The organism is Cupriavidus sp. (assembly GCF_057315035.1).
The window spans coordinates 296,125-321,796 of record NZ_DBHKYV010000002.1; the positions used below are offsets into that span (position 1 = coordinate 296,125).

At 61.7% G+C, this 25,672-nt stretch carries 24 protein-coding genes; 13 read left to right on the plus strand and 11 right to left on the minus strand.

From position 1 onward, the window contains the following. Positions 1-18 precede the first annotated feature (18 nt). The 11 genes from ACO550_RS04895 to ACO550_RS04945 form a co-directional block, all read right to left on the minus strand. Positions 19-867, minus strand: coding sequence for an ATPase (locus ACO550_RS04895; protein ID WP_315591801.1), 849 nt, complete (start codon positions 865-867; stop codon positions 19-21). A gap of 66 nt (positions 868-933) precedes the next feature. Further along, positions 934-1,494 (minus strand): IncC plasmid conjugative DNA transfer DtrJ family protein, encoded by a 561-nt coding sequence (locus tag ACO550_RS04900; RefSeq protein ID WP_315591802.1) that lies wholly within the window; start codon positions 1,492-1,494, stop codon positions 934-936. A gap of 351 nt (positions 1,495-1,845) precedes the next feature. After that, on the minus strand, positions 1,846-2,355 hold the full coding sequence (locus ACO550_RS04905; RefSeq protein WP_315591803.1) for a hypothetical protein: 510 nt from the start codon (positions 2,353-2,355) through the stop codon (positions 1,846-1,848). 6 nt (positions 2,356-2,361) lie between these two features. Continuing rightward, complete coding sequence (traD, locus tag ACO550_RS04910) at positions 2,362-4,218, minus strand: conjugative transfer system coupling protein TraD (protein ID WP_315591804.1); 1,857 nt, start codon at positions 4,216-4,218, stop codon at positions 2,362-2,364. Continuing rightward, the gene (locus ACO550_RS04915; protein ID WP_315591805.1) at positions 4,218-5,468 is read right to left on the minus strand and encodes a TraI domain-containing protein; all 1,251 of its coding nucleotides are present in this window, start codon (positions 5,466-5,468) and stop codon (positions 4,218-4,220) included. Before ACO550_RS04915 ends, traD begins: the two co-directional genes overlap by 1 nt. A 3-nt stretch (positions 5,469-5,471) precedes the next feature. After that, positions 5,472-6,482, minus strand: coding sequence for a type IV secretion system protein (locus ACO550_RS04920; RefSeq protein ID WP_315591806.1), 1,011 nt, complete (start codon positions 6,480-6,482; stop codon positions 5,472-5,474). 35 nt (positions 6,483-6,517) lie between these two features. Next, entirely contained in the window at positions 6,518-7,255 is a 738-nt protein-coding gene (locus ACO550_RS04925) for a conjugal transfer protein TrbJ (RefSeq protein WP_315591807.1), read from the minus strand. 11 nt (positions 7,256-7,266) lie between these two features. After that, positions 7,267-9,723: a VirB4 family type IV secretion/conjugal transfer ATPase gene (locus ACO550_RS04930; RefSeq protein WP_315591808.1), complete on the minus strand. Its 2,457-nt coding sequence runs from the start codon at positions 9,721-9,723 to the stop codon at positions 7,267-7,269. After that, a complete protein-coding gene (locus ACO550_RS04935; RefSeq protein ID WP_315591809.1) occupies positions 9,717-10,046 on the minus strand; it encodes a VirB3 family type IV secretion system protein in 330 nt (109 codons plus the stop codon). Before ACO550_RS04935 ends, ACO550_RS04930 begins: the two co-directional genes overlap by 7 nt. 2 nt (positions 10,047-10,048) lie before the next feature. Further along, positions 10,049-10,396 (minus strand): prepilin, encoded by a 348-nt coding sequence (locus tag ACO550_RS04940; protein WP_315591810.1) that lies wholly within the window; start codon positions 10,394-10,396, stop codon positions 10,049-10,051. 16 nt (positions 10,397-10,412) lie between these two features. Further along, positions 10,413-11,462, minus strand: a complete 1,050-nt coding sequence (locus ACO550_RS04945) for a TadA family conjugal transfer-associated ATPase (RefSeq protein ID WP_315591811.1) — start codon at positions 11,460-11,462, stop codon at positions 10,413-10,415. Positions 11,463-12,074: 612 nt separating this feature from the next. Here ACO550_RS04945 and ACO550_RS04950 point away from each other — a divergent pair. The 13 genes from ACO550_RS04950 to ACO550_RS05010 all read left to right on the plus strand — a co-directional run bounded on the left by ACO550_RS04950 (position 12,075) and on the right by ACO550_RS05010 (position 25,665). After that, complete coding sequence (locus tag ACO550_RS04950) at positions 12,075-12,782, plus strand: VirB8/TrbF family protein (RefSeq protein ID WP_315591812.1); 708 nt, start codon at positions 12,075-12,077, stop codon at positions 12,780-12,782. A 17-nt stretch (positions 12,783-12,799) separates the two neighbouring features. Next, positions 12,800-13,708, plus strand: coding sequence for a TrbG/VirB9 family P-type conjugative transfer protein (locus tag ACO550_RS04955; protein ID WP_315591813.1), 909 nt, complete (start codon positions 12,800-12,802; stop codon positions 13,706-13,708). Beyond that, positions 13,708-14,946 (plus strand): TrbI/VirB10 family protein, encoded by a 1,239-nt coding sequence (locus ACO550_RS04960; RefSeq protein WP_315591814.1) that lies wholly within the window; start codon positions 13,708-13,710, stop codon positions 14,944-14,946. Before ACO550_RS04955 ends, ACO550_RS04960 begins: the two co-directional genes overlap by 1 nt. Then, complete coding sequence (locus tag ACO550_RS04965; protein WP_315591815.1) at positions 14,939-15,736, plus strand: transglycosylase SLT domain-containing protein; 798 nt, start codon at positions 14,939-14,941, stop codon at positions 15,734-15,736. The genes ACO550_RS04960 and ACO550_RS04965 overlap by 8 nt, the downstream gene beginning before the upstream one ends. Next, the gene (locus ACO550_RS04970) at positions 15,733-16,974 is read left to right on the plus strand and encodes a TrbG/VirB9 family P-type conjugative transfer protein (protein ID WP_315591816.1); all 1,242 of its coding nucleotides are present in this window, start codon (positions 15,733-15,735) and stop codon (positions 16,972-16,974) included. Before ACO550_RS04965 ends, ACO550_RS04970 begins: the two co-directional genes overlap by 4 nt. Beyond that, the gene (locus tag ACO550_RS04975) at positions 16,971-17,393 is read left to right on the plus strand and encodes a lytic transglycosylase domain-containing protein (protein WP_315591817.1); all 423 of its coding nucleotides are present in this window, start codon (positions 16,971-16,973) and stop codon (positions 17,391-17,393) included. The genes ACO550_RS04970 and ACO550_RS04975 overlap by 4 nt, the downstream gene beginning before the upstream one ends. Positions 17,394-17,421: 28 nt before the next feature. Beyond that, positions 17,422-18,036, plus strand: a complete 615-nt coding sequence (locus tag ACO550_RS04980) for a TcpQ domain-containing protein (RefSeq protein ID WP_315591818.1) — start codon at positions 17,422-17,424, stop codon at positions 18,034-18,036. Between the two features lie 10 nt (positions 18,037-18,046). Continuing rightward, a complete protein-coding gene (locus tag ACO550_RS04985; protein WP_315591819.1) occupies positions 18,047-19,846 on the plus strand; it encodes a protein PilN in 1,800 nt (599 codons plus the stop codon). 162 nt (positions 19,847-20,008) lie between these two features. Beyond that, the gene (locus ACO550_RS04990; RefSeq protein ID WP_315591820.1) at positions 20,009-20,641 is read left to right on the plus strand and encodes a hypothetical protein; all 633 of its coding nucleotides are present in this window, start codon (positions 20,009-20,011) and stop codon (positions 20,639-20,641) included. After that, positions 20,638-21,996, plus strand: a complete 1,359-nt coding sequence (locus ACO550_RS04995) for a type 4b pilus protein PilO2 (protein WP_315591821.1) — start codon at positions 20,638-20,640, stop codon at positions 21,994-21,996. The genes ACO550_RS04990 and ACO550_RS04995 overlap by 4 nt, the downstream gene beginning before the upstream one ends. 3 nt (positions 21,997-21,999) lie before the next feature. Beyond that, positions 22,000-22,629, plus strand: a complete 630-nt coding sequence (locus tag ACO550_RS05000) for a hypothetical protein (protein WP_315591822.1) — start codon at positions 22,000-22,002, stop codon at positions 22,627-22,629. Positions 22,630-22,636: 7 nt separating this feature from the next. Beyond that, positions 22,637-24,439 (plus strand): ATPase, T2SS/T4P/T4SS family, encoded by a 1,803-nt coding sequence (locus ACO550_RS05005; RefSeq protein WP_315591823.1) that lies wholly within the window; start codon positions 22,637-22,639, stop codon positions 24,437-24,439. After that, the gene (locus ACO550_RS05010; RefSeq protein WP_315591824.1) at positions 24,436-25,665 is read left to right on the plus strand and encodes a pilus assembly protein TadE; all 1,230 of its coding nucleotides are present in this window, start codon (positions 24,436-24,438) and stop codon (positions 25,663-25,665) included. Before ACO550_RS05005 ends, ACO550_RS05010 begins: the two co-directional genes overlap by 4 nt. The last annotated feature ends 7 nt before the right edge of the window (positions 25,666-25,672 follow it).

Sequence of the window (25,672 nt, forward strand, 5' to 3'; positions counted from 1 at the left end):
ACTTCGGGTGACTCCCTGTTAGACACCCCTCACGGTTTCCATCAGTTTCAGATGCGTGGTGAAGCTGCGCAGGCCCAGCGGCTGGAACTTGCGAAGAAAGCGTGTGACCTCATCGTTCACGTCGGTCATGTCCCGTATGCCGTTCCACACCAAGAAGTCGAACTCATCCATCGTCTTGTCGAACTTGATGAGCACTTGAAGCGCGCGCACAGCAAAGCGGGAATACGCCTGGACGTCCAGTTCGATGGCGGGTCGCACGATCTCGGGGCGGAAAACGAAGTCGCCTTTTTCCTGCATATCCTTCTCACGCTGCTCACGATAGGCGATGGCAACGCGCAGTTGCTCGTCCACGTACCCTTCCAGCTTTACCATTTCGCCTTCAAGGTACCGCTCGACGGTCGCCAATTCAGCGCGCGAGAACGTTGTCTGCCCGAACCTCTGCAGGTTCAGCGACATGCGGTTCATGTAGGGCCACCACTGCTCGAACAGGGGACGCAGCCGGGTGTGGTTGATTTTCAATCCAACCGTCACAACAGCAGCACCGGCAAGTTGGCGGTTGAGGATCTGCATGCCCAGTTCGCGACGACGGCGCACGATGGCCTGCCGGTCCTCAGGCGAGAGCTCCCGAAAGCGCTTGCGCGTACTTTCGACCTGCGCCTTCTTCTGCTCGGCGTCCGCAGAGGTGATGATCCCCTCCTGATGCAGAGCGTCCGCCGACGCAGACATCTGGCTCAGTTCGGCCTCGACGTCTTCCGGCGCTGCAACCGTAAGGTTGCTGGCGTCGAAGCCAGTGGCGCCTGTGTCTTCGGTGAGCAGACCTTCGGGCATGCCACCGACGGGGTTGGCAAGTTCAGCGGTCTTGGTCATTCGTGGATCTCCGGATGGCGGCCAGCGACGGCCGGAAAATTGCGTTGGCTGTAGTTGGGGCGCAGTTCAACGCCCCACATGGAAAGCAGAAGCCAGGCGCCAACTAAGGAAGCCGACGATGGCCACGCCGGCCGTCCACCAATAGGCGACGATCGGGAACGGAAGCAGCAGCGCAGATGCGCCGAATCCAAAGCAGACGAGAAGCCCGTGAGCGGCCACATGGAACATCACGGGGTTGGCGAAGCCGGCCGACGCTGCACGAATTCTTCGTGACACCGCGCCATCATTGAGCAGCGCGATGAACAAGACTGCGCCGCCGAATAGCCAATACTGCGCGACGGATGCACGGTAGATGGCGCGGTAAATCATCAGCCAGAAATTGCGCATCCAATTGCGGCCGAAAGTAGCGGCTCCACCGTCTGAAAGCATCGTTTTGGTGTCCGAGCCAGAGAACGAGGCCTTGACAGCGCCCGTGGCGACGAACCAGCGCACAAAGCACTCGTTGGCCGTACTGATAGCCTTGTCCGACCGCGCGTCGCCCAACACGCGAGCAACTGAAGACAGCTCGATGTCGCTCACCTCAAACTCGCTGTCGTTCGGCAGGAACGGAGCGGTTGCGCAGATCATTAGAGGCGCAATCAGGAGCCAAAGACGGACATGCGATACAAATCGGCTTGCCATGATCAGAGGATTCTCAGGAGAAGCAGCGCCGGCAGCGCCGTGAACGCGGCAATCGCGCCGATGACAACGTGCGGTCTGCGCGCCGCAACGCCAATGAAAGCGAAGGCAGGCGCTCCGCTTGATGCGACGAAGTCAGGTGGCGGCGCAGCGTCGCCGCGCTGGGTGTCGGTATGCCATGCGAGCATGGCGTGGGCCGTGGCAGGCGCTGTCTTGAAGACGTGCACAGCAGTAGCCTTCGCCGTAAACGCCGCCAACTGCCGTGGGTAGGCACGTACCGCCGCAAGACGCCTGTGCGCGTCAGTGTGCAAAGCTGCCAGCGACATCGTAGTCCTCGAAGTAGCGGGAGAAGCTGTAGCCGGTCAGCACGCGTGCGGCGAGCTGGAATGCGGCACATCGCTGAGAAACGTTGCCTGGTGTGGGCTCGTCGACCATCTGGCACACATAGCCAGATGGCTGGCGTTGCTCGAATGCGGGGATTGACTCTTGGTAGGGATACCAGACGTTGTAGCGCTCGCCCTTGAATGCCGCGTAGCGCTGCATATACAGGTCGTGGGCGCGACCAAACAGCCCCTTCATAAAGGCGACGTTCGCATCGCCATGCTTACGAGCCTGGCGCCATGCTTGAATGGCGTCGCCAAGCATTTCAGCAACCAGCGGCTCCTCGCGTACGCGGAAGTTGACGCCAATATAGTCGACCACGCGCCTGCACACGTCATCGAGGTCCGGCGAAAGGATGAAGATTGGCGTCAGCTTGGCCGACATCCGATGCTGCTTGACGATCTGCCGGAACAGGGAAGGGGAGCGCATTGGCAATTAACCTTGAATAATGGGAACCCGGCCCTGATAGACAGAGCCGCCGGAGATGCGCAGGAAGTACTGCAGGTTAGGAAGTTGCATGATCAGGTCGGGAGGAACAAGCGGCGCCTTCTCCAGCTGGGTCGATCGAGAGACCGAGCCGCTGAATTCGCCCACGTGGGCCTCGGTACCGGTGCTGGTGCTGCTGGACACGACGATGTTCTGAATAGCGGTGGTGCCGGCTTTCTCGGAGAACCAGTTCGCTGTGTCAACATCTTCCAAGCGTAAAACGAACTGGTTGTTCAGATTTCCCAGAACCTGGTTCATTTTGGCCACGTTTCCGAGTTTGGCGGTCACATCCGAACGCGTCTGAAAGGCTACGAAGGCTTTGAAGCCCGCACCGCGGCCTTTGTTAAGCACCTGGATGACCTGTTCGTTGATCGCCTCCGCGACCTCATCGATGATGAGGACCACCTCGGGCGGCTTCTCATAGAAGTTGTAGATCGCCCCTGCGACCGAAGCGATGTCAGCCAGCAACATGGACATGATGGCTTGTGCGACCAGCGCATTGGAGAGTGAGTCTGCGCCGACATAGAGCACGGCCTTTTGCTTGATGACCTTGTCGATATCCCAGATCTCTCGGTCGTCATCGAAGTCATCGGCCTTTGGCGCCAGCATGAGGCCTGTCTCGCCGGTGGCCAGCATCTGCAGCAAGGGGAGGGCGGACGCAATGATCCGGCCGTAGTGGTCGCGGTCATGGTGAAACGTCGCCACCAGTCCGTCGATGGCCTCGTGACCGAGATCCTTGTTGGCAAAGCGTGCCATGTACAACTGCACCATGCCATCGAGCAGCGTACCGCCCGGGCGTTGGGCCGCCTTCTGCATATAGGTGCTCGCCTCTTCCTCCCAGTCCGGCATGCCAGCTTCCGGGAAGAACCGCCGCAGTGCCCGGTCCAGCAGCTTGTTGATGCCGTTCTGGGCGTACTGGAGGATGGAGCGCAGATTCGGCTTGTCACCGACGTAAAGCTCACCCTTTACCGCGCGGTCGATAAACAGGAAGGCGAACTGACGAAAGGGCCCTTCCTCCATCAGCTGTGCAATACGGCTCGGAATTTCCGAAGGCTGCGACCAGTTCTCAATCGGATTCAGGCGGATCGATTGGGAGGGGGCGGCCTGTTTCCAATACAGGAACTTACGGCCCGCTCGATCGCATTCCTTCTTGACACGTTTGACCCAATCGCTATCGTTCTTCGGATCAATAATGATCAGAATGTCGTCGGGATTGTGGATGACCTGAGTCGAAATGACCTCGTAGGTCCGGGTTTTTCCAGAACCCGTCGTGCCGCTGACCGAAGTATGGCCGGGCATTGCCTTGTAGTGAAAAGGCACCCAAGTCTTCTTGGGCTCCATGCCGTGAATCCAGGATCGGCCCTGAGGCATGGTGTCGGCGAGGCTATCCGCCGGCGCAAAAGCTCTCTCGACACGTTCGACGATAGGTTGCGGCAACCATTTCGGCAAACCGGGAATGTCGCTCGACGGCATCCGAAGAATATCGTGTGCAATCTGGCAGTGGCGCTGCGTCCATTCGTAGCCTAACCCCACATACATGGCATTCTGCTTCTTGCGCATGTCAGCGCTAATTACGAGCAGACGATCGATCTGGATGATGCTCAACCATTTTGTGGAAATGGCCATCCGAAACTTAAGCGCACGCCAAACCTGCGTCGCGCGGAATAGCAGCATGACGGCGGCGAACAGGGCGAAGTAGCCGGCACTCGGCATCCCGCTCGCCAGCAGCAGCACAACAGCGAGGGTCCAGCCGACAACAGCGCGGAACTCGAAGATTGGGCGGAAGTGGTTGATGTAGTTGCGCATCACGATCCCTGCGAATCTGTGGGCCGCTCAGCAATCAACGCGGCGACCTTGTCGACCAGCAGGATGTCCTGGCCAACGACCTTGTAGAGCAGGTTGAACTTGCGCAGGTTCTCCAGCAGCGATTCCGATGCCATCCCGTAGTTGCCGATCATGCGCTTGCTGATAGCGAGCTTGTTGTCGACCCATGTCACCTTTGCCTTGCCGGCCGCAACGTCCTGCGAGACGGCGCGGAAGAAGTCACGCATCAGGTTGGACGTGCCTGCAAGTACCTCAGCAAACGGGTCCGCCTTCTTGTCGGTACCGGTCGGCCGGACTGCATCCATGGGAAGCGCCGCGGCCGGCGAGCCTGACGCCGTTGGCTCGGGAGCCTTAGGAGCTGTGGACTGTGGCGTTGGTGTGGACGCTACTGCGACCTCCCCGGTTTCCGCTGTCGGTGCCGCCGTTGCTTCGGTGGCAGGAGCAGAAGCCGGTTTGGACTTCTCGGGCGCCGCCGGCGCAGGAGTTCCCGACGCCGCCAGATCGCCAGCGGTGGGGGCAGGCGTAGCATCGGGCGCAAAGGCGGCGCGCCGAGCCTTCACCTCGAAGCTGGTCGCGGTTTCAATGGCTTGACGCGCGACCTTGTGCAGCAGGGTCTCGATGCCGGTGGGACGGGGCTCCGGATTAATGGCGCCGAACAGGTCGGACAGCACCGTAGGGTCGAATAGAGCGAGGCACTCCGCACCGAGGATCTCCCGGGCCAGCAAGGCGGTTCTCATGCGTTCGACGGGAGCGGCCTCGTCCCTGCGCGTGACCTTGTACGTACCGTCTCCAAGCCAGGTGCCGAACGCGCCGTGTGCCGCCGGGATCCATTCGGCGCCATCGCTCTCGCGGTGGAAAAGGAAATGCCGGCAGGGCTCGTCCAGGCGCGAGCAGCACGCCGCCAGGAACAATGCATAGAGATATTGCGGCTCAAGCAAGCGACGCCGCTCGGATGGCTGGTCGGCACCAAATTTTTGCGCGCCCGAGAGTCGCATGGCGAAGTAGGCTGCCTCCACCGTCGCCCGCATGGCACCGCCAGGCTCCGCATGCTCCGTCGGGCGCAATGGCATGGAGGCGAACCAGTGCGCACAGCCTTCGAGCACCGCTAGCCACTTCGCATTGAAGACCGCTGGTTCCGACTCGTTGGCATACTGCCGGATCAGGTCGATACGCTTCGCATGACCCAGCATCAGCTCGGCGGGGCCCATGAACTTATGAATCGTTTGCGTCATCAGTCACTTTCCTGCGAGCTTCTTGCCCAGATTCGCCGCGCCGCGGCCGAGCATCTTGAATCCGCCGGTGCCGCTGATGCCGCCACCTGTACCAAACAAGGAACCCGAGATTTTCGGGATCTCCATGGCGATGAAGATCAGAACAATCGAAATCGAAAGGGCGTAGGACGCGGCCAGTGTTGTGTCGGTACCCACATTCGAAACGCCGCTCACGATGTCTTGGATGGGCGAGGAAACAAGCTGAGCCATGATGGCCGCGACCACCATATATAGAGAGCCGGTCACCATGTAGTCGAGCCATGCAGCGAAGTACTTGCGCGAAATGTCAAGCATCCCGAATGCAACGGCAAGTGGTCCCACCACAATGCCAACGGCTACCATAAGATGGCCGACGAGGATGAACCAGGAATAGATAATGGCTGCAGCCAGTACGCTGAGGAGAGCGAACGTGAAGGCCACGGCGGCGACGATTGCGTCGACCAGCTTGAGTGGGTTGTTAAGCCCAGCAATAAGAGTCCGAACAATCGAGTCGTAGAACTTCCCTGCGGTACCCGCCAGCGTCATCGGTAAGTTGTAGATGTCGACGCCGCTGTTTATTGCCGTAGCGATCTTGTCGAACCAAACAAAGATTGCCGGTCCGAAGCTGGTATAGCTCACATACAGGGCGGAGAAGATTCCAAGAAAGAGAATCGCTTCGAGGAAGTCCGTCCACGCCGTCACGGCGTCGCTGGTGCTCGCCCAGCGAAGCCCGGCCAGTACCAGAGCGATAGTGCCCAGACCAAACGCAACCTTGTCCGATTCACTTCGTACACGGTCGCTAAGCGACGTTGCGCTGCTGATGAGGCTGCTACGCATGCCGTCCATTTTGGACAGTGCTTTCTTGATGCCGTCGCCGAGCTCACCCGGTTGCGAAGCGGAGACTGTTTGTTGTGGCGCGCTAGTGTTGCCGCCAGCCGACTCCTCAGCGTAGGATGCCGATCCGAGGATTGTCAGCAAGAATACGAGCGAGGCCATAGCCGAACGTAAGGCAGTGCGTACGTAGCGGCTTGTCATTTCAGGTTTAGGAGCTTTTGGCGTTGCGCGTCACGATCGGCCTGGAGTTTGCGCGCGGCTTCCGTCGTCTCGGCATCAATGGCCAATGTCTTCTGGTCCTTGTCGGCGTCAGACTGTGTCTTGGCGCTCATCAGTTGCAGCAGATCCGCGTTCTGGCCCGCCAGTACGTCGAGCATCTGGTTGGTGGATTGCGCCGTCGCCTGCGCGGTTGGCGAGAGCTTCATTTGTTTCTGGATCCTCTCCCGGCGCTTGGCCGTCGCCTGGGTGTTCTTGAACACGGTGGAGCCGAGGTTGAACAGGTTCTTGGCCGTTTTGTCGCCGTTGTTGAGCAGGGTGGATTGATCCTCGAACCACTGGCTTGGACTCTTGCCAGAGGAAACGATCATGCTCTGCACGCGATTAAGATAGTCCGTGTTGCCTGACAACCCGCCGTAGAGATCCTTGAGCACGTTGCCGTAGCTATCGTTGTTGCTGATTTCATCGTTGAGAGCGCCCAGCTGCTGTTCCAGTGCTGCCGCGTCCAGCCCGGTGGACTGCAGCAACTGGTTGGCCATCATCTTGTACTGGTACGCGATGTTGGTGTTTTGATAGACCTCGTCCTTGACTGACTGCAACGCCGTCATAGTGTTCTGGATGAGGTTCGTCACATCAATGACGGGGAAACCGCCGGCGTGCGCGAGCGAACTCAGCGTTAAGGAGGCCGCGGCGGCGGACTTGATGAACCACTTCTTCATGGACTTGCTCCTTAGGAGTTGCGCGCGAGCATTTCGCGCACGTAGTGTTGTTGCCAGTTGATATCCCCAGACGCGTGGTGGCGGTCGAGGATCGATTGCGCGACGCCGTCGGACCGCAGCATCGCTACCATTTCTTCCGAGAACGTGCTTTGGAGCATTCGAGTCTGTGACCGGGTAATCCAGAGATAGTCGCGGTTCGGAATCGCGTCGTTGATCATCTGGATCTGGTCGTCGGTCAGGCCGAACTTGCCCTTGTAGAGGTCCTTGCTCGAATTCGCCTGGCTGTTGGGTAGGTAGATCAGGTTGCCGACGTTGTCCTTGAGGATCTCGAAGTCCGGAATGCGGTCGAGCTGGCGCAGCGACTGTGTGGCCATCCAGATGGCGCCGTTCAGCTTCCGGATGGTGGTAATCCACGTCTCCAGACGCTTGTAGAAGCGTGGTTGCTGGAAGAAGAAACCGGCCTCCTCGACTTCGATGATGGTGTACCGCAAGCCGTCCATGGACTGGCTGATGCGATAGAACGCATAGTCGACGAAGAGGGCCGCCGCACGCGGGTACTTCTCGAACAGATCGCCCATCTCGATGGACAGGTTGTCGCTAACGGCAAAAGCATCTTCGGCGTGGTCGAAGAAGTGCCCGTATTGACCGCCCTTAAGCCAGATTTGAAGACGTTCGCGCAACGAGTCATGCAACTGGGTCGAGAGGTTGCTGAGCGTCCAGCGTTCCGGGTCGTAGGTCGCAAGAATCTTTACCGCCTCGTACACATCCGTCGATTGCTGCGGCGTCAGCGAGAAGTTGTCGTCTTCGAGCGCCAATGACACCCACTGGGCGACATACGTGAAGTTCTCCGGGTCGCTAAGCAGCGACAGGGGATTCGCATGCGTCGCAGTCTGGAACTTGCCGGTAACGTCGACAAACGTGCCGCCGCTCAGCAGCGTAGGGATGCGGGTGGATCGATCCTTGTCGAAGCGGATCCGACGTGCACCATGGCGGCCTGCCTGGGACACCAGAAAGTTAAGGAACACCGACTTGCCAGCACCGATCGGACCGATGACCAGCACATGGCCGTTGCCTCCCGGCTGGTGGAAGTCCACGCGCTGTGCGGTCTTGTGGCGAGTGGGCAGGCAGGTGAGCGGCGCAACCTCTCGGCCGGCCTTGTCCGACAGCCAGCTATTTCGCGTCGGGCCGGGGACCACCGAGCAAACCGGTGCAATGTCCGACACTGCCGGCGTTTCTACAAACTGGAGGCGGCGTTGCTTGTCCCAGCGGCCGGGTAGGGTGCTGTTCCACGCCGGCATCAGGTTCGCCTTCTCGCGAATGGCTCCGAAACCCGCATTGGTCAGGGCGCCAATCACTTCACTGATGGAGTCTTCGCAGTCTTCTTCGGTTTCGCCGTAGACGATGATGGAGATGTTCGCGAAGCCGTGCTGCGTGCCTTCGGCCGTGAGTCGTTTGAGCGCGATACCGGCTTCCTTCGCCAGTTCCTCGCGCCCCTCGTCGTTCTCAGCTTCTTCCTTGCCGAAGTATTGCTTGAGGATGGCCCGGACATTGAGCGCCGCCATCTTATAAAAGCGGCGTACCTTCTCGATGTAGGCGGACGCGCGCGCGGTATCGAGGAACCGGAACATGATGCACACGTCGAGCTCGGCGTCGATCTGCATCAGCCCGTCCAGTGCTGCTTCCTGGAATCCTAGCCACTCCTTGACTGACACAATGGCGGCATACCGCTTGCCGTGCGCGGATTCAAATAGGAGTTTATCTGCGCCGACGGTTACCTCCGATTCTGTCAGATGGGTGTCCAGCAGCGTAACGGGATAGCGAATGCGCCTTGGCGGAGCGCTTGGATTGGCCGCCTGGTGCAGCGCCGCGTAACTGTCCTGCATGATGAGGCGATTGAGCTTGAGCCGCGGCACGCCGCCACCAAAGGCGTCGAGCATCGCTTCAAACCGGCGCGTATCGGCCTGCAGCTTCTCCATGTCGAACGCGAAGGCGCTGCGTGCGAACACCGTGTCTTTCGTTGCTTCGAAGATGGAGGCGTAGACCGATCGCCCACCGACGGTCATGTGGTGGCCGACCTTGTCGAAGAACTTGGCCAAGCCGGTCTCGGGCGTGTAGGCGAGGGCGAGGGAATGCGCGTTCCGGAAATACTTGCCGGACGTAAGATGAGCCTTGTTCAGGGCGTCCAGCTGCGCGTCGGCCGCTTCCGAGAACTCTCCGCCCACGTAGCCGTGCGCGCGCCGATGGCTCAGTTTCCACCACGCGGTGATCCGGTTGTCGAAGGATTTGCAGGCCTGGTCCAGCTGGTTTCGCGCCGATTCGATATCGGCGGTGATCGGGCTGTCGGCATCGACCCCCTGAAACTCGAAGTTGGCCAGCAGCGAGCCGTCCTTGTTCAGGATCAGTTCGGGCGTGATAGAGGTGAGCCACGGCGCCACTTCGTAGAGCGGGCGGCGGTTGATCTTCAGCATGGGAGGTCGCTGTCAAAGCCGTACGGTCGGCGGAAGAGCGAATGCAGCTTGCCGTGCCAGGGGCGCGATTCGTACACGTCACCGTAGGTGTTGTAGACGCTCAGGATCTGGTTCCACCACGGGTCACGCGAGGTCAACCAGCGCAGCAATGCGTGAAAGGCCATGCCCATCAGCACGACGCAGACGGGGATTTTCCAGCCGCTGCGGAACGTGACGTAGACCAGCAGGGCAACGATCGTGCCGTTGGCAATGGCGAGGCCGCGTACTGCGCCGCCAATCTGACGGGGCCGGGAAAGACCGATGCCGACGTGGTGCTCGCGCATGGTCAGATGCCCGTGCAGGCCTTCGCCACACCCAGCACCGTCATGATCGATGGGGCTGCTGCTGCCAGACCCACGCCGATACAGATGACGGAGACGAACTTCATGATGGTCGATTCGGAGTTCGCGATGCCGATCGCGCCCAGGACAATCAAGATCAAACCAGCCACGAACAGATACTTGGTGTTGATGAAGGTGGCGATGCCGCAGATGAAGTCGCCCAGTGCGGCGAAGGCGGCAATCTCGGCGGCGCCGGCCGTGGTAGCCACCGCCATCAGGCCGAGGAGGGTGATTGCTTTGGGCGCTTGCTTGCGCGACATGGCGGCGCGTAGTGCGGCGGGCAGCAAATGCATGGGTGAAGCTCCTTTGTTAGAAGACGCGTTGAACGACGTACTCGTTATTGCGCACGCCTTTCACTTCAATGATTTCGGATATGTGCCGCATCTCGCCTGTCCGCTTCATGTGGACCACATAGTGGATGCAGTCAGCAACAAGCTTGCGCATGTCCTCGACCCTCCATCCCGAGCCGGGGGGAATGCCGAGCAATGCCATGCTTTCGAGTCGGGAGAGGGCAGCGCGCGCATTGGGCGCGTGCAGGGAACCCATGCCGCCGTCGTGGCCGGTATTGAATGCCTGGACCATGTCGTAGGCCTCGCCCGCGCGAACTTCGCCAACTAGAATCCGGTCAGGCCGGAAGCGCAATGACAACGCCACCAGCTGTTGGGTGCTGACGCCCTTGTCGGCATTGGAGAGAAGCCGCACGAGGTTGGGGACCCGGGGTTTCAGTTCCATCGTGTCCTCGATGGTCAGCACCCGCTCGTCGTGTGGGATCACTTCGACCAACGCATTGAGTAGCGTTGTCTTGCCCGACGACGTTCCGCCAGCCACCAGAATGTTCTTGCGCTGTTGGACAAGCTGCTGGAGCGCCTCCATCAGCGCTTCATCCTCGACGGGGCCGGTGAAGATAGCGCGGTCGTCTTCCACGCTACGCGCGTGTTTGGCGGAAAAGGCACCAGCCTTGACATAGTCGTGCAGCGACAGATTCCGCTCCTGGTGCCGGCGGATACTGAGGGCGTGACCGCCGATCGCCGTAGGCTGCATCACGGCGGCAATACGCAGACCCTTGTGGCCGGCGTTGATGATCCCTTGTGAAGTACCGCGCACCGCGGACTTCTGCACGGAGGAGGCGAGGGACCGGATTGCACCTTCCAGCTTGGCGGGCTTAATCGCACTCTCCAGCCGCGACATGACTCCGCGCCGCTCGACCCAGACGTTGTCGTAGCGATTGATCATGACTTCGGCCACATCCGGGGCGTCCATGAATTCCCGGATGGGTGCGAGCGACTCGAAGAACATGCCGACGGCACTTTCTTCAAGCTGGCTCAATTGCAGGAGGGGATGATTGGCGGTGGAATCCATGCCCGCTATTGTTGGCGGGCGCGGGCCATCGTGGCGGGCAGAAAGCCATACGATTTTGCGTAGCTTTCTGGGGAATTGCCGTGTTGAGAAGCAGGTCTTAACGCGCGCGGTGGACGAGCTATCCTCCGATCCAACGGTGGTTGCAGAACTTGCGCGGCAGGTCAGGCTCCCGAAAGCGTAAGCATGCTCAACCTATTTCCCCGATAAGCGCACATAAAAATGTGAGCTTACTGGGTTAGGACGTCGATAAACCGGCCGTTGAGCATTTCTCAAGGGTGGCAGTTGAGGGTTACCCTGGTGTTGGCCACGGTCTGCCGTGTGGCTGACCGCTGGTTCGTCTCCATCACTTTGGACACCGCCAACAGTTCGCACCTTTCCCAAGCCGAAGAACAAGGCACGTGCGCGGCATGCTGCGCAACCGGTAACTATCGCTCAGCGACGCTGCCGTGTATTCCAGTTGCCTCCGGCACGCAAGGGAGCTCTTGTCGGCGATGCAACCGACGCGGTCGGAAATGAGGCAAACGCAGAAAGCTGGGCAATATCGCATAGCTTTTCCCTCTCTATGACAGTCGGTTAGCTGTTTCAATTGGCGGCATCCAACAGGAAAGCCGCATGCGTCTTTTTCCCAAGAAATCCGAGAAGGCCAATCCCCTGAGCGTCGCGCCAGGGATGTACGCTAATGAGAAGCCCGAGCAGGTGATCTTCGATCGCACGACACGTCTGGCCGTGGAGCGCAACCACTGGAAGATCGCGACGCTCGGTATCGGGTTCATCGCGCTGGTGGCCATCATGACGCGCGAATCGCCACCGTCCGTTGTCAAGGCGGTTGGTGTATCGGCGGATGCCACAGGCAAGCCCTATGTGCGCGAGCTGGTGGACTACCGCCCCGATGACATGGCGCTCAAATGGGCGTTCAAGGATCTGGTCACACGCTGGTTCACGATCGAGCCGATTTTGAGCGCCGATGTCGAACGCTCGCGCATCGCACAGAACCTGCGCTCGGTGCGTGAGCAGATGGTGGGGTCCGGCCGCACGCAGTTCCAGGAATGGGTCGACGAAGACCAGCCAATCCGTCAGGTGATCTCTTCGCCCACGCTGGTGCGTGAGCCCAAGATTCTCAATATCGCCATCCTGCCGGACAACACCGTGGCCGTGGAGTTCGTGACCTCCACCAGCGAGGACGGATATCAGCCGCGCAAGCAGCGTTACGCGGTCACGTTCCGGTACCAGGTCAAGCCGCCGACCAGCGACGCCATTCTCGGGACTAACCCGTTCGGCATTTATCCCGTTTTCTTCAGCATCCAAAAGTCGCAGGCTTAACGCCGCGCCCAGTGCCCATGGAAGCCAGCAAGCCCTCCCGAATTCTCCCGCTAGCCATCGCCGCCGCGCTGGCTCTGATCCTTTCCGCCCCCCAAAGCCACGCCGCAGACAAAGCACCCCTGCGCCTCGGCGCTGGCCTCGCGAACCTGGGCTTCGGCGAATTGAGTGACGCCATGAACCCGGGGAATCCCTTCAATGGTGGAGTTGACCCTGTGGCACTGCCCGGGGATTCGCGTCTGGTGGTCTTCACCTACAGCCGTGACCAGATCTTCCGTGTGCTCAGCGCCCCCCTGAAGATGACGACCATCGAGTTTCCGGACGATGAACAGATCGTGGGTGAACCGGCGTGGGGCGAAAGCGTGCGCTGGGACTATGAGACGGACGGCGCCAATCACCTGTACGTCAAGCCGCAGGCTCCCGGTCTAGTGAACACGCTGTCGGTGAACACGAACAAGCGGAGCTACGAATTTACGCTGGTGTCCTCCCCACTCGGCGGGATCTTCTACCAGAAAGTTCGCTTCCGCATTCCGACCTCGATTGCGGCGAAGGTGAAGGCGCGCAACGAAGCGAAGGCGGACGCCGGCGAAGATCAACGTGCGACGGAAGCGGAGAGCCGTGGCGCGGATGCCGTGGGCGTTTCGCCCGAGAAGCTTAACTTTGAGTACTCCATCTCGGGCAGTGGCGGCTTCAAGCCAGAGACGGCATTTGATGACGGTAAGTCACTGTGGCTTCGCTTGCCGGCTAGCGCGTCGCAGAACTGGCCTGTGGCGTTGATCAAGGACGGTAGTGATTTTGTGGTCGTCAACGCTATCCGCCGTGGCGGTTATCTTGTCGTGCAACGCTTGGCTGACACAATTGTCCTCCGCTCCGGCAAGGATGAAGTGCGTATTGAGCGTGGCCGCGGCCGCATCTTGGGGCTCTTCTGATGCGCGGCACGAAGACGGACCCCAATGTGACTGACGTGACCGAGGCGCAGCAGCGCACGGTCAAGGGCAAGCTGCCGCGCAACATCGTCGTGGCACTCGGCAGCATCGCCGCCGTGCTCGTTGGCGCGCTCGGTTACTACTTCCAGTCGATCAGCGAAGCGCAGCACGACGAGAGGGCGGAACAGGAGCGTGCCGAGCAAATCCGTGCGCGCTCGGGTTCGTCCGAAGGGGCCCAGAACCTGGAGCAGACGATCCGCGACCAGGCTGAGAAAGCGCGGCAGGAAGCGGAGCGCCAGCGCAAGCAGGCTGCTCCGGCCGATACGGGCAAAGCGCCGCTGATGACGGCGAGTGACCTGACCACCGGTGGCAAGGCAACACCAGCACCCGATGCGAAGCAAAACGAGAAGGATTCGATCTTTACCGCGCCGATCTACAAGAGCGGGGTGCGAAAGTCCCAGCTCGAAGGCAAGGGCGGTCCTGGCGCTGATGTAACCGATCCCGCGCAGATGCGCGTGCTCCAGCAGCAGGCGGCGGCGCGCGCTAGTGCAGCGGCGGCTGCCGCTTCGCAAGGCCAGGATGCGGCCGCACCGGCGGTCTCGGCGGACAAGCAGTTCCTCCGGGAGGCGGGCGCCATGACAACGCAGCGCACGAGCTTCGACGGAAAGCTACCGCGGTGCACGCTGAGCCGTGGGTTCGTCATCCCTGCGACGTTCGCGGGCGGGCTCAACTCGGACAAGCCGGGCGAGTTTCGGGCAAGCGTCGCGCAGGATGTGTACGACACGGTCAAGGGCGACTGCAAGATGATCCCAGCCGGTACCACGCTGGTGGGCATGTACAGCGCGGACATTGCCGTGGGCCAGGAGCGCCTCCTGACCGCATTCGTGCGGATGCAGTTGCCCAACGGCAAGACGGTACCGCTGCTGGGCATGCAGGGCGCCGATCCGGACGGTACCGCAGGCAATACCGGTGACGTCAACAACCATTTCCTCAAGATCTTCGGTGGCGCGCTGGTGATCGGCGCGCTGTCGCTGCGCTTTAACGACAACCCGACGACCACCACGGTTGGACCGGCGGGATTGGTTGCCTACGGGAATGCGGCAGGGCAGGTGGCCACGCAGACGGCGCAAACGATCCTGAGCCGTAACCAGAACATTCGCCCGACCATCTCGACCGAGCCAGGCCAGAACATGATGGTGCAGGTCAAGCATGACATCGTGCTGGAGCCCTATCGTGATTAAGCGGCTTGCGACTCTCGCACTCTGCCTGGTGGCGTCGACTGGCTCGCAAGCGGCGACGATCGAGGCGGTTGTCAGCCCCAATGCCATCGTGGTGCGGGCAGAAGGTCAGGCACGTGTGCACACCATCGACGGCAAGCCCGTCCTGTACTGCGGACTGGATGTGTTCCTCGGCTGGTCGGCTCGCCTGCTCGGCGCGCAGATCGCGCCGGGCGCGCAAGCGGGACCGGTTGTCACGCTGGATGGGAAAGACGTGACCATCGCCGCACTGCTGGTGCGCGAAGGATGGTTGCGCCCGGCCGTGCTGGATGACGCCGCACAGGAAGCGTTGGCCGAACGTCGCGGTGGATGGAAGTGCGCGCCCAAGACAGAGCCCTTTGCCCAGATGGGTAGCCGCGTGGATCCCAGGATCACAGCGGGTATCGCAATGAACGAATCATCGTACCGCGGCCGTCCCTGGCCGTGGACGCTCAATGTTGCGGGGCGAGGCATGTTCTTCTCCTCGCGCGAGGAAGCCTACGCGGCGGTCAAGCGTCTCTTGGCGAGCGATCGTTGCGACTTTGATGTGGGTCTGATGCAGGTGAACTGGTGCTACCACGGCAAGCGCTTCGCCTCGCCGTGGGAAGCCCTCGCACCCGCGACCAACATCCGCGTGGCCGAAGACATCCTTGCCGAGAACCTGCAGCGCAGCGGCTCGCCGATGAAGGCGGTGGCCTGGTACCACAGCGCGAATCCCGAGCGCGGTGGTCCCTATTTCTCCCGATTCATGAAACACGTCGCACAATTCCAATGATCCGGCCGCTCATTCTCTCTGCACTGGCGCTGCTTGCGGCGCCCGCTTTCGCGGCCGATACTGACCCGCTCGACTTCGACTACCAGGTTGTGGCCCGCGCCTCGGAACGGCCCGCGATGGTGTTCAACGATGGCCAGTCGACATACATCCAGCCGCGCCATGGCCAGCTCGTGCTGGCAGACGGCGCCATTCAAAACGGTCCCTACTGGGTGATCGACGGTGTGCCGGAGGTGGTTCGGTATTCCGTGAATGGCCAGCAGGTGGTCGCGCGCTGGAAGCGTGCGAACGGCTTTACGTCCGAGCCGGCCAATCCGGGTGGCGACATGCCGCGCTCGCTTGCCGCCATTACCGGCCGCCTTGCGCTGATCGGTAGCTATGCGGATGTCGCGCTGGTGCGCCCGGGTCGGTCGTCGCTGCCCCTCGCGCAAATGGTCAAGTCCATCGCCCCAACGGGGTGGAGCGGCACCGCGCAAAAGGACATCCCACTGACCGACGAAGTGTCGCTGGACGCGCGCGGCGGAGAGAACTGGCTGCAGGCGCTTGCCCGCGTGCTCGAACAGCGTGACCTCTACGCCGAAGTGGACTTCGCGCGTCGGAACATCGCTTTGCGAGGCACGCCGCCTAAAGCGTTCGGCGTCGAGACCGCACGGCTGTCGACGCCCGGCGGGATGCTGCGCGTGTCCGCACCCGCCATCGCGTCTCCAACGGAGGCCGCAAGCGCACCGTCTGGCACACCGCGGCCGGAAGGTCCGACGCTTGCCTCCGCGTTCAATGCGCTCGCCATACGCGACGCTAAGAATGGCCGCATTGAGGTGCGCTTCGATGCAGAGCCGAAGGACCTGGAAGTGCGCGACGCAGGTGGCGACAAGCTTCGTACCCGGTGGGATGACACCAAAAAGGTGCTGTCCTTTGCGACGGTCGATAACTTCACGGCGTCTGGCGCCGGTAAGCGCGTGGAAGTGGCGCGTGTGCCGGGCATCAACTTCTTGTTCCCGCGCGAGAACGATGCCGGACTTGAACGCGTCTTCGAGAAGGATGGTGTCACGTACCTCAGTTTTGCGAAGTCGATGGCAAGCATCTCTGTCTTCGGAGACAACCATCAGGGTGGGGGCGAGCAGAAGGACCGCTACTACAAGTTCAATGGGGTATCGGACCACCTGACCGTTATAGCGGATGGCAACGTCGTACGCGTGGATAGGCTGCCCGAGGTGAGGTTCTACGAGCGGGCCGTCCAATGATCGCACTGCGTATCGCTCTCATGCTCGCCGGCGCTGCACTAAGCAGTGTTGTGCGCGCCGACTGTCTTGACGACGCTGCGGCCTTCCACAGGGTAAGCCCGACGCTGGCGCGTGGTATTGCACAGGTCGAGTCTGGCATGCGTTCGTGGGTGACCAACACCAACACGAACGGGAGCGAGGACATTGGACTCATGCAGATCAACTCGGCACATCTGCCGCGCCTCGCGAAGTTTGGCATCACACGGCAGAGCCTGTTTGACCCGTGCACGAACGCCTACGTAGGCACGTGGATTCTCTCGGATTGCTTGAGCCGCTACGGCGAAACGTGGACCGCGGTGGGTTGCTACAACGCCGGCTCACCGGACAAGCGGCTGCGCTACGCGACCCGCGTGTACCAGAAGCTGCAATCCACCAAATAACCCATTCGAATTGAAACGGAAATCCGCCATGTACCAGTCTCGATCGTTGTCCCGGGTGTGCCGGGCTCTCCTTGCCGGCATCGCCGCTGCAGCCGCATGCGCGCATGCTGCCGTGCCCGCTTCGTCGCCGTTCGGCGCGGATACGTCGGGCAACTTCGAGCCGACGAAGCCGCTGGCTGGCGGCGGATGGCAGCTGTTGTCGGATCGTCGCACCGTCGCGTCGCGGTCCGCAGAGGCGTCGACAGTTGCGCCCGTTCAGGTGGCGGCGCTTGCGCCAGCAACCCCTGCCGTCGCGCCGGCCGCTCAAGTCGTTGCCGTCTCTTCGCCAGTTGCCATTGGCACGGCGCCGGTGCCTGCATCGCCGAACGCCCCGCGCGACTGGTCTGTTTCGCCTGCTGATGGCAACTACCGCGTGCTGATCGAGAAGTGGGCCCGCGATGCGGGTTGGACCACCGCACCGTGGGAGCCGGACCAGGACGTCCAGATTGAAGGGGCCGACGCCTACTCGGGCGATTTCAAGACGGCGGTCCGCCGCGTCCTGTCGGCCACCGAGATGACCGACTACAGCCTGAAGCCGTGCTTCTACTCCAACAACCTCGTTCGCGTGGTGAAGCTCACCACGAAGTGCGACCCGACGAAGTGAGCAATCTGCCATGAAGCTGAACCAAATTCTTCGCCCCGCGACCGGCGCTGCCCTGGTGTGCACGACGCTCGCCGGCTGCGTGTCGCCGACGCTGCTCAAGGACGTCCGTCAGACCACTGACGTGACCACGATGCAGATCACGCAGACCACCGAAGAGCTGTACGCACGCATCCGGCGTGACCGCGCGGCTGTCGAAGCCGAACAGGAAGTCGACCGGCCGTTTCTCGCTGGCAAGCGTGTGCCGGTAGCCCGCAACGTGACGCTGCCGGTGGCCCTGCGCAACAACGTCGATACGCTGGTGGTGTTTCCCGAACGCTCAATGTCACTCGCGGTCGCCGCGCAGCGCGTGCAGATGGCCACGGGCATCCCCGTCAAGATCGAGTCTGATGTGTACCTGCCGCCGAACCTGCTGCTGCCGCGCGCGTTGGCCGCGCAGGCACAGCAGCAGTTGCGCACGCAGCAACAAGGGCAGGGCGGTGCGATGAACCCGCTGGCCCAAGGATTGGGACCGGCTCCCGCGCTGAATTCGCCGCTGCCGGCGGCTTTGACCGCGGCCGGTGGTATCGGCATGTCGCAAAGCACTGCGCTGCTGGAGACGCCGTTGAGTGTCGAGTTCAAGAACAGCGAGAAGATGCCGCTGGCGAACATGCTCGACCTGATTGCGACGCGTCTGGGCATCAACTGGGAGTACAACGCCGAGAAGGGCGTTGTGCGCTTCTACCGCCTGGTGACCAAGACCTGGCAACTCCCGATGGCTGGTGGCACGAACTCGTTCACGACAGAGTTCAAGCAGTCGGCTGAGGGCAACTCGTCGGGCAGCGCCGGAGGGGCGGGCGCGTCGACTCAGATCGACGCGGCAGCGAAGGCGGAAATCAAGGAGCAGAACGATCTCGACGGTATCAAGACGAGCATCTTGCCGGCCATGACCCTGGTCGGTAGCTCCGAATTGAACGCTGGCACCGGCGTCCTCACGCTACGCGACACCAAGGAAGCGGTCGATGCGGCTGACGAGATCATCCGCAAGCAGATCGCCATCTACTCCCGCATGGTGACGCTCAAGTTCCAGATGATCGACCTGACCGTGTCGGACGCCGGCGAGGCGGGCATTGACTGGAACGTGGTGCTGACGAAGGCCCTGCAGAACATCCCCGGCTTTACGGTGAACGCCCTGTCGCCGGCGACGCTGGTGTCGTCGACGGCCGGTAGCGTGGGCCTTGGCATCACCTCGGGTGGCTTCAACGGGACACAGGCCATCGTCAACGCGCTGAAGCAGTATGGCACGGTGACGTCTGGCCTCACGATCCCCGTCTCGATGCGCAATCGGCACGGCTTCCAGTACAACAACCGGCGAACGTTCTCGTACGCCTCTGGCTCGACACCCGCGACGACGACCGCGGGCGGTACAGGCGGCATTCCGGGGATCGTCACCTCGACCGCAACCGTCGGCTTCAAACTGGCCGCCTACGCCGATGCGACGTCGCGCGATGACGTGAACCTGACGATTGCGTTGGATCAGTCCAAGCAGGACGGTCCGCTGGAAAAATTCACGTCCGGCGCGGGGACCAACCAGCAGTCCGTGCAGACGATCAACATCGTCGGTAAGGGCATTCCGAAGCAAGACATCATCGTCCGCAACGGCCAGACCGTACTGATGGCAGCACTGGATCAGGACGACACCGCGAACACGCGTCGCACGCTTGGCGAGTCGTTGCCGATGCTTCTCGGCGGCTCGCAGACCGTGTCGAAGACCCGCACTTTCACGCTGCTGCTGGCAACGGTCATGGTGCAGGATCACGGGGAGGGCAAGTAAGCCATGCAGGCACTTCGAATCCTTCTCTCTGACGTCGTGGGCCTCTACCGACGTTACCTGGTTGTGGCGTCCCTCACATGGCTGCCGTGTCTATGTCTCGTTGCTTTGCCAGTCTTGGGCAATCGGGTCGAGGTAGCAGTCATTACAGGGGTACTGACGCTGGTGTTCCAGGGACTGCTGTCGATCTACGGTTTGTCACTCGAACACCGGATGGCGACCGCTGGAGACCGTACTTGGTCAGTCGAGGTTTGCGGCGCAGAGCTCGGCGCCATCGCGGACGCTGAATGCGCGGCGATGCGCCATCGCGCGGCGTTCTATGCTGCCAACTATCTGCGCCAAGTCGTTAATGCGGCACAGATGGTCGTGAACGTTCTTCAGCGAATGACTGCTGTCGTACCGTTCGTGCTGTTCTGGCTGGTCGTCGCCGGCTTGCTCATGGACGCGGCGACCACCGTGTCGATGGCACGTAAGCTCTGGGTTTTCGCTCAGACCTACCCGGAAGCCTCCGCGAGGCATGTCGCCGAATGGCTGGCGGTCACCATGACCTCGGGCGCGTTCCTCTTCGGTGCGTTGCGACCGAGCGCCTTCGGCTTCTGCAACCAGTTCCGCGCCGACTGGGAACACGCGCTTCGCCGCCGACTGAATCTGCCTTCGAGCGAGACACCTACGCTTTACGGGCTGGATGGCAATGACCGGTCTGCGGCAGACGAGATGGGTGAGTACAAGGCGTTCCTGCAGGCCCGACTGGGTCTCAAGGCCGCTCGTACAGATGCCGCGGCCGGAGCTGCCCGATGATCATCGAGATCCACGGCAAGGCGATTGCCTTCGGGATGCAATGGCGAACGCTGACGGGCAATGCGCCAGCACCGGACCTGGCTGCGAAAGTCGCCAAGGAAGTGAAGGCCGCCCGGATCTGGCACGACGGCGCCGCACTGCATACCGGATATCTCACGCCCGAGGATGCGCAGACCAAGGTGAAGGACAAGGTCTACTCGGCCGCGATCGCCATTGCCAGGATGCCGGACCTCATGCCGAATGTGCTTTTCGCCTACCGGCTGGAGAACGCGGGAGCCCACGTGGGCTATTTCGTGTGCGGCATCCTCAAAGGTCGGCCGCGCGTCGGCTTTGACCGTGTCATCGCAGACGAAGCCACGCTCTCGGAGGTGATCAAGGACTTCGCGGAGAAGGCAGGCGGCGCTTTCCGGCTGGCGGGCAATTTGCCCGAGCTTGCGCGGTTGCTGGGGGCGACGGCTCCCATCAGTTATGTGGAGTTGCACCTCGATGCCGTGGCCGCTGCGGCCGATTCGCACGCGGCCCTGCGCAAACCGAGCGCCGCTGCGACGAAGAAGCGTCTGGCGCTATTGGCGATGGTGGCAGTTATCGGCGCGTTGGGTGGCAAGTTTGGCGTTGCCGAGTATCGCGCGTATCAGCTGCGAATGAACCCGCCACCGCCGCAGAAGTCGCCGGCCGAACGCTATGCCGAGGACATTTTTGCGCGGTCTGCCGCACCGGCGGCCCAGGCGCGCGCAGCTATCCCACGCTTTGCGAAATGGTTCGGGGAGACAGTGCCCGTCGTGGTCGGCGGCTGGAAGCTCTCTACGCTCACGTGCAAGTCGGTTGGCGTTCCTAAGGCGACGTGTGAAGCGATCTATGAGCTTGACCAGAAAGAAGGCGATGGTGGTACGCGTGGGGCGACCAACACAACGTTTATCGCCGCGCTCCCGGACAGCTTCTCCAATCCGGTATTCGGGCGGGAGGACAAAGAGATCACGGTGACGGTGAACGCTTCGTTTGGCGACATGGTGTCACTGGGAACGGTACTCGATGGCCTGCCAAGCGCCATGGCGTTGCGTACTGACTATGGGTCGGTTCTGCAGCTTCTGCGTCCCGCGGCGAGCAAGGCAGTCCTCAATGATCTCGTTCCGTTCGGCGCGATTCCGCCCGAGGGGCTGGGTTCCGTACCGCATGTCTACAAGGTCGCCAATTGGGAACTAGACGGTCCGCTGCGCAATGCCGGAATGGTTGCCTCTTTTCCGCCCAACGTGTCGGTGAACGAACTGGTTTTGACTGTGAAGCTGGACACCGATCCCACTATCAAAGAATCGAAATTCATGCTCAGCGTCAAGGGCGACGCCTACGCGAGGGACTAATAAATGAAACGGATTACGGCACCCATTCTCGTGCTTCTCATGGCTGGCGCCGCCCATGCCGAAGAGGTGAAGACGGTCACCCAGTTGTTGCTGGAAAAAGATGCGCAGCTCGCTTTGCAAAAGCTCGATAAGGACATCGCGACTACTGCGCCGGCACCGGCGTCGGTGAACGCGGTACCAGCGGCACAGCAATCGCGCGGGCGCAGCGAGGCACCGAAGACGATTGCGGTCTACGGGATGGACGGGCGCGCCGCAGGCTTGCCTCTCACGCTGCGCAGCTATGTCAAATGGGATGACCAGGTCTACGCAGCCAAGGTCGGGGGCACTCTGAAGGGTTACAAGGTCATCTCGATCACAGAGGGCGGAACGCGCCTTGCGCGCGGCAAGCATGTCATTGATGCTGACCGGGTTGATGATGACGCTGTGATTCTTGTGGGGAATGAGCAGGGCAGCGCACGGCCCTCGCCGTCGCCGACGCCGGCAGGTACAACGCCGGCCGCCGCGGCCCCCGGAGTGCCAACTCCGGGGGCGATGCCGATTCCGGTGCCCACACCGGGGGCGCTGCCACTGATGCCTGTGCCTGCAGCTGTCGGCGCAGCACCGATCGCACCAACGATGCCAACCAAGGGTTGAGGGCGCCATGCTATTCGGCAAAAGAAAAACTCTGGTGCCTGAGTCGGGCGGCGGGATCACTGTATTGTCGGGCGCAGGCTCGGTTGTGAAGCCGTCGCAGCCGATTGAGCCAACTCTGACCACATCGGACTACGGCGCGGCGCAAGCGAGCGAAATCCGCACCACTGACGATCTGCCAACCGTCGCGCGCGTGCTCTACGACGAGCTCGGTCTGGCGCAGTCGCTGCGCCATCAGCTTTGCCCGGTGCTCATTGAGGAGGCTGCGGAAGGCGGCCGCGGGAAGTTCGCATTGATCTTGCTCGCCGACATGCGTCATTCCGATGTCACGGAGGAGATCCTTCGGCAATGTCGCATGCGGCATGAAGCTGCGTCGCCGCTCATTTACACGGCCGCCCCGCAGGTCATGACCGCGCTCTCACGCGGCGTCGAGATGCGGGCCCGTCGTGCCGCCAGCACGATGCCCGGCGCACGTAACGCCAGCGCGCTGTGGCAGACGTTCCTTGCCGCCTCCCAGTTTGCTTTGCGCGAACAGGCCTCGGATATCCACTTCGAGGCCAAGGACAATAGCGAGCTCTCGCAGATCCGTTTTGCGATCGATGGCCATCTCGTGGCGCCGCCCGAGTTCCAGATCCGTACCGGCGACCTCCTAGATATGCTGGGCTACGTCTGGCAAAAGGGGAAGGGGGGCTCGCAGGGCCTCTTTAGCCGCATCCTGCCGCAACAGACGAGCGTTCGCGCCGAAGTCGACAGCGTGCCGCTGGTATTCCGCTGGGCGTCCATGCAAAGCGCGGACGGCCACGTCACCGTCATGCGGGTGAATCGAGAGAAGGCGGCGACCACGGACGTCGACTTTGTGAATGACCTGGGGTTCTTCCAGCAGCAGGCCGACGTGATCGACCGCTGCACCATGCAGATGGGCGGCGGCACGGTGCTGGTCGGCACGGTGGGTTCGGGCAAGACGACGACGGCCCATGCCGTGATGCAGCGACTGCCGGACTGGATGAACAAGATGTCGATCGAGGACCCGGTCGAACTCATGGCACGGGGAACGCACCACTTTTCCGTTGCGCGCCAGCTGGATGGCGCGAATCGCGAGGATGACCCCTTCATCGTTGCGAAGCGCCAGTTGAAGCGGATGAATCCCCATTTCGTCATGATAGGGGAAGTGCGGGACTTCGAATCCGCTGGTCTCTTCCGCGACGTGGCGGGCGCAGGCCTGCGTGCGCTCACGACAGTGCACGCCCCATCAGCGACGGCTGCAACAGATCGACTGGCCGACAGCGAATTGCAGATTCCGCGCAGCGTGCTGGCGACTCCGGGGTTCGTGAATCTGTATGTCTATCAAGCGCTCCTGCCGAAGACATGCACGTGTGGCCACGTGGGTGCCGAAGCGAAGCAAATCCTGGGCGCGGCGAAGCTGCGGCAGATCGAGCGTCTCTTCGCCTTTGACGTGGATGGCATTCGCCTGCGTCGGCAGGAGGGATGCGACCACTGCCGGCGGGCGAACCTGCCTGACCTCAACGGCATCCGTGGGCGTGTGATGGCCGCGGAGATGTTCGAGCCGGACGAGCTGGACCTGATGTACATCCGGGACGCGCGGGCGATCGAGCTTCAGGCCCACCAGCGTTCAAAGCGCGAGACGGGCTTCGATGTCCCGGACTGTACGGGGAAGTCGGTACTCGAGGTGGCGATGTATCACGTCCATGCGGGCACTGTGGATCCCCGTGAGGCCGAGCGCATTCTGTCGCTGGACGGCTATGAACAACGCCTGAAGCGCATGCTGTCGCACGTAAAGGGAGCAAACGCATGATCCAGCGTCTCAAGAAACTGCTGAGCCGCCGTCAGGCGTCCGCGTCCGTCAGTAAGCCTGCCAGTGGCTCGGTGGGACGTTTCCCAGACAAACTGTGGCAGGCGCGTTTCGAGTTCGCGGCCAAGCGAGCGGACTACTACTACGACCTCGCGATGCGCATCGAGAAGATGCCGGGCGAGCCAATCTCCAACCACTTTGCGAAGGATGCGGCCCGACGCGCGGGGAAGCCGCTGGGAATTCTGGCGGCGCTATGGCTGGCTCGGAGCGAAGGCCTCGATGGCGAAATGCAGGAGGCGCGCTTGGCTGACATCCTGCGCGGAACGGTGCCAGACGAAGACCTCGCCATCATCGCCGTGGCCGAGCAGGGCGGTGACCTGAAGCAGGGGCTGTTCAAGCTGGCCGAGAACCTGCGCACCATGAGCGACGCGAAGGCGAACATCGTGATCATGCTGGCAAGCGTGGGGCTCACACTCATCATCCTGCACGTCTATTTGGGTGCGATGGCGTTTCTGGTGGCACCGATGCTGGATCGCAGCTTCGCGAGCCTGCTACCGGTGGAGGCTTATGGGCCGATCGCCAAGACGTTCCACTATTCCGCGCAGTTCCTGCGCAACTGGGGATGGTTGGTGCTGATTGGTGAACTCGCCGTCGCCTACTGGGTGGCTCGCGCCTTGAAGAACTACACCGGCAAGTACCGGCAGTGGCTGGACAACAAGGTCATTCTGTTCGACTTCTTCCGACGCTTCCAGGGCGCTCAGTTTCTGTCGGCGATGGCATCTGTGACGCAGAGCTTTGGCGGTGATGCCAAGAACCTGTCGGCCGCACTGGAATTGATGCGCAGCCACGCGTACCCCTATCTCGCGCTGCACATCGATCGCATTCAGGTCACGCTCGACGAAAGCCCGAATGCCGGCGGAAAGATCTTCGACACCGGATTGTTCGACCAAGACACCTCTTTCCGCATTCAGGACATCGCCGAGTATCAGGACAACCTGTCGGAGATGCTGCAGACCGTTTCCAACACGCTCTTGCAGACCGCGCCGCGCGAGCTTGAGCAACGTGCGTCCGGCTTCAATCGCAAGGCGTCGATCTTGCTCATCGTCCTGATCACGAGCCTGGCCTTCATGCCGGCATTCATGGCACGCGAGCTGAAGTCCAGTATGCAGACAAACAGCATTCGTACGCATCAGAAAAGCATCCATCCCTCCACTCTCCCATCCAACTGACGAGGAA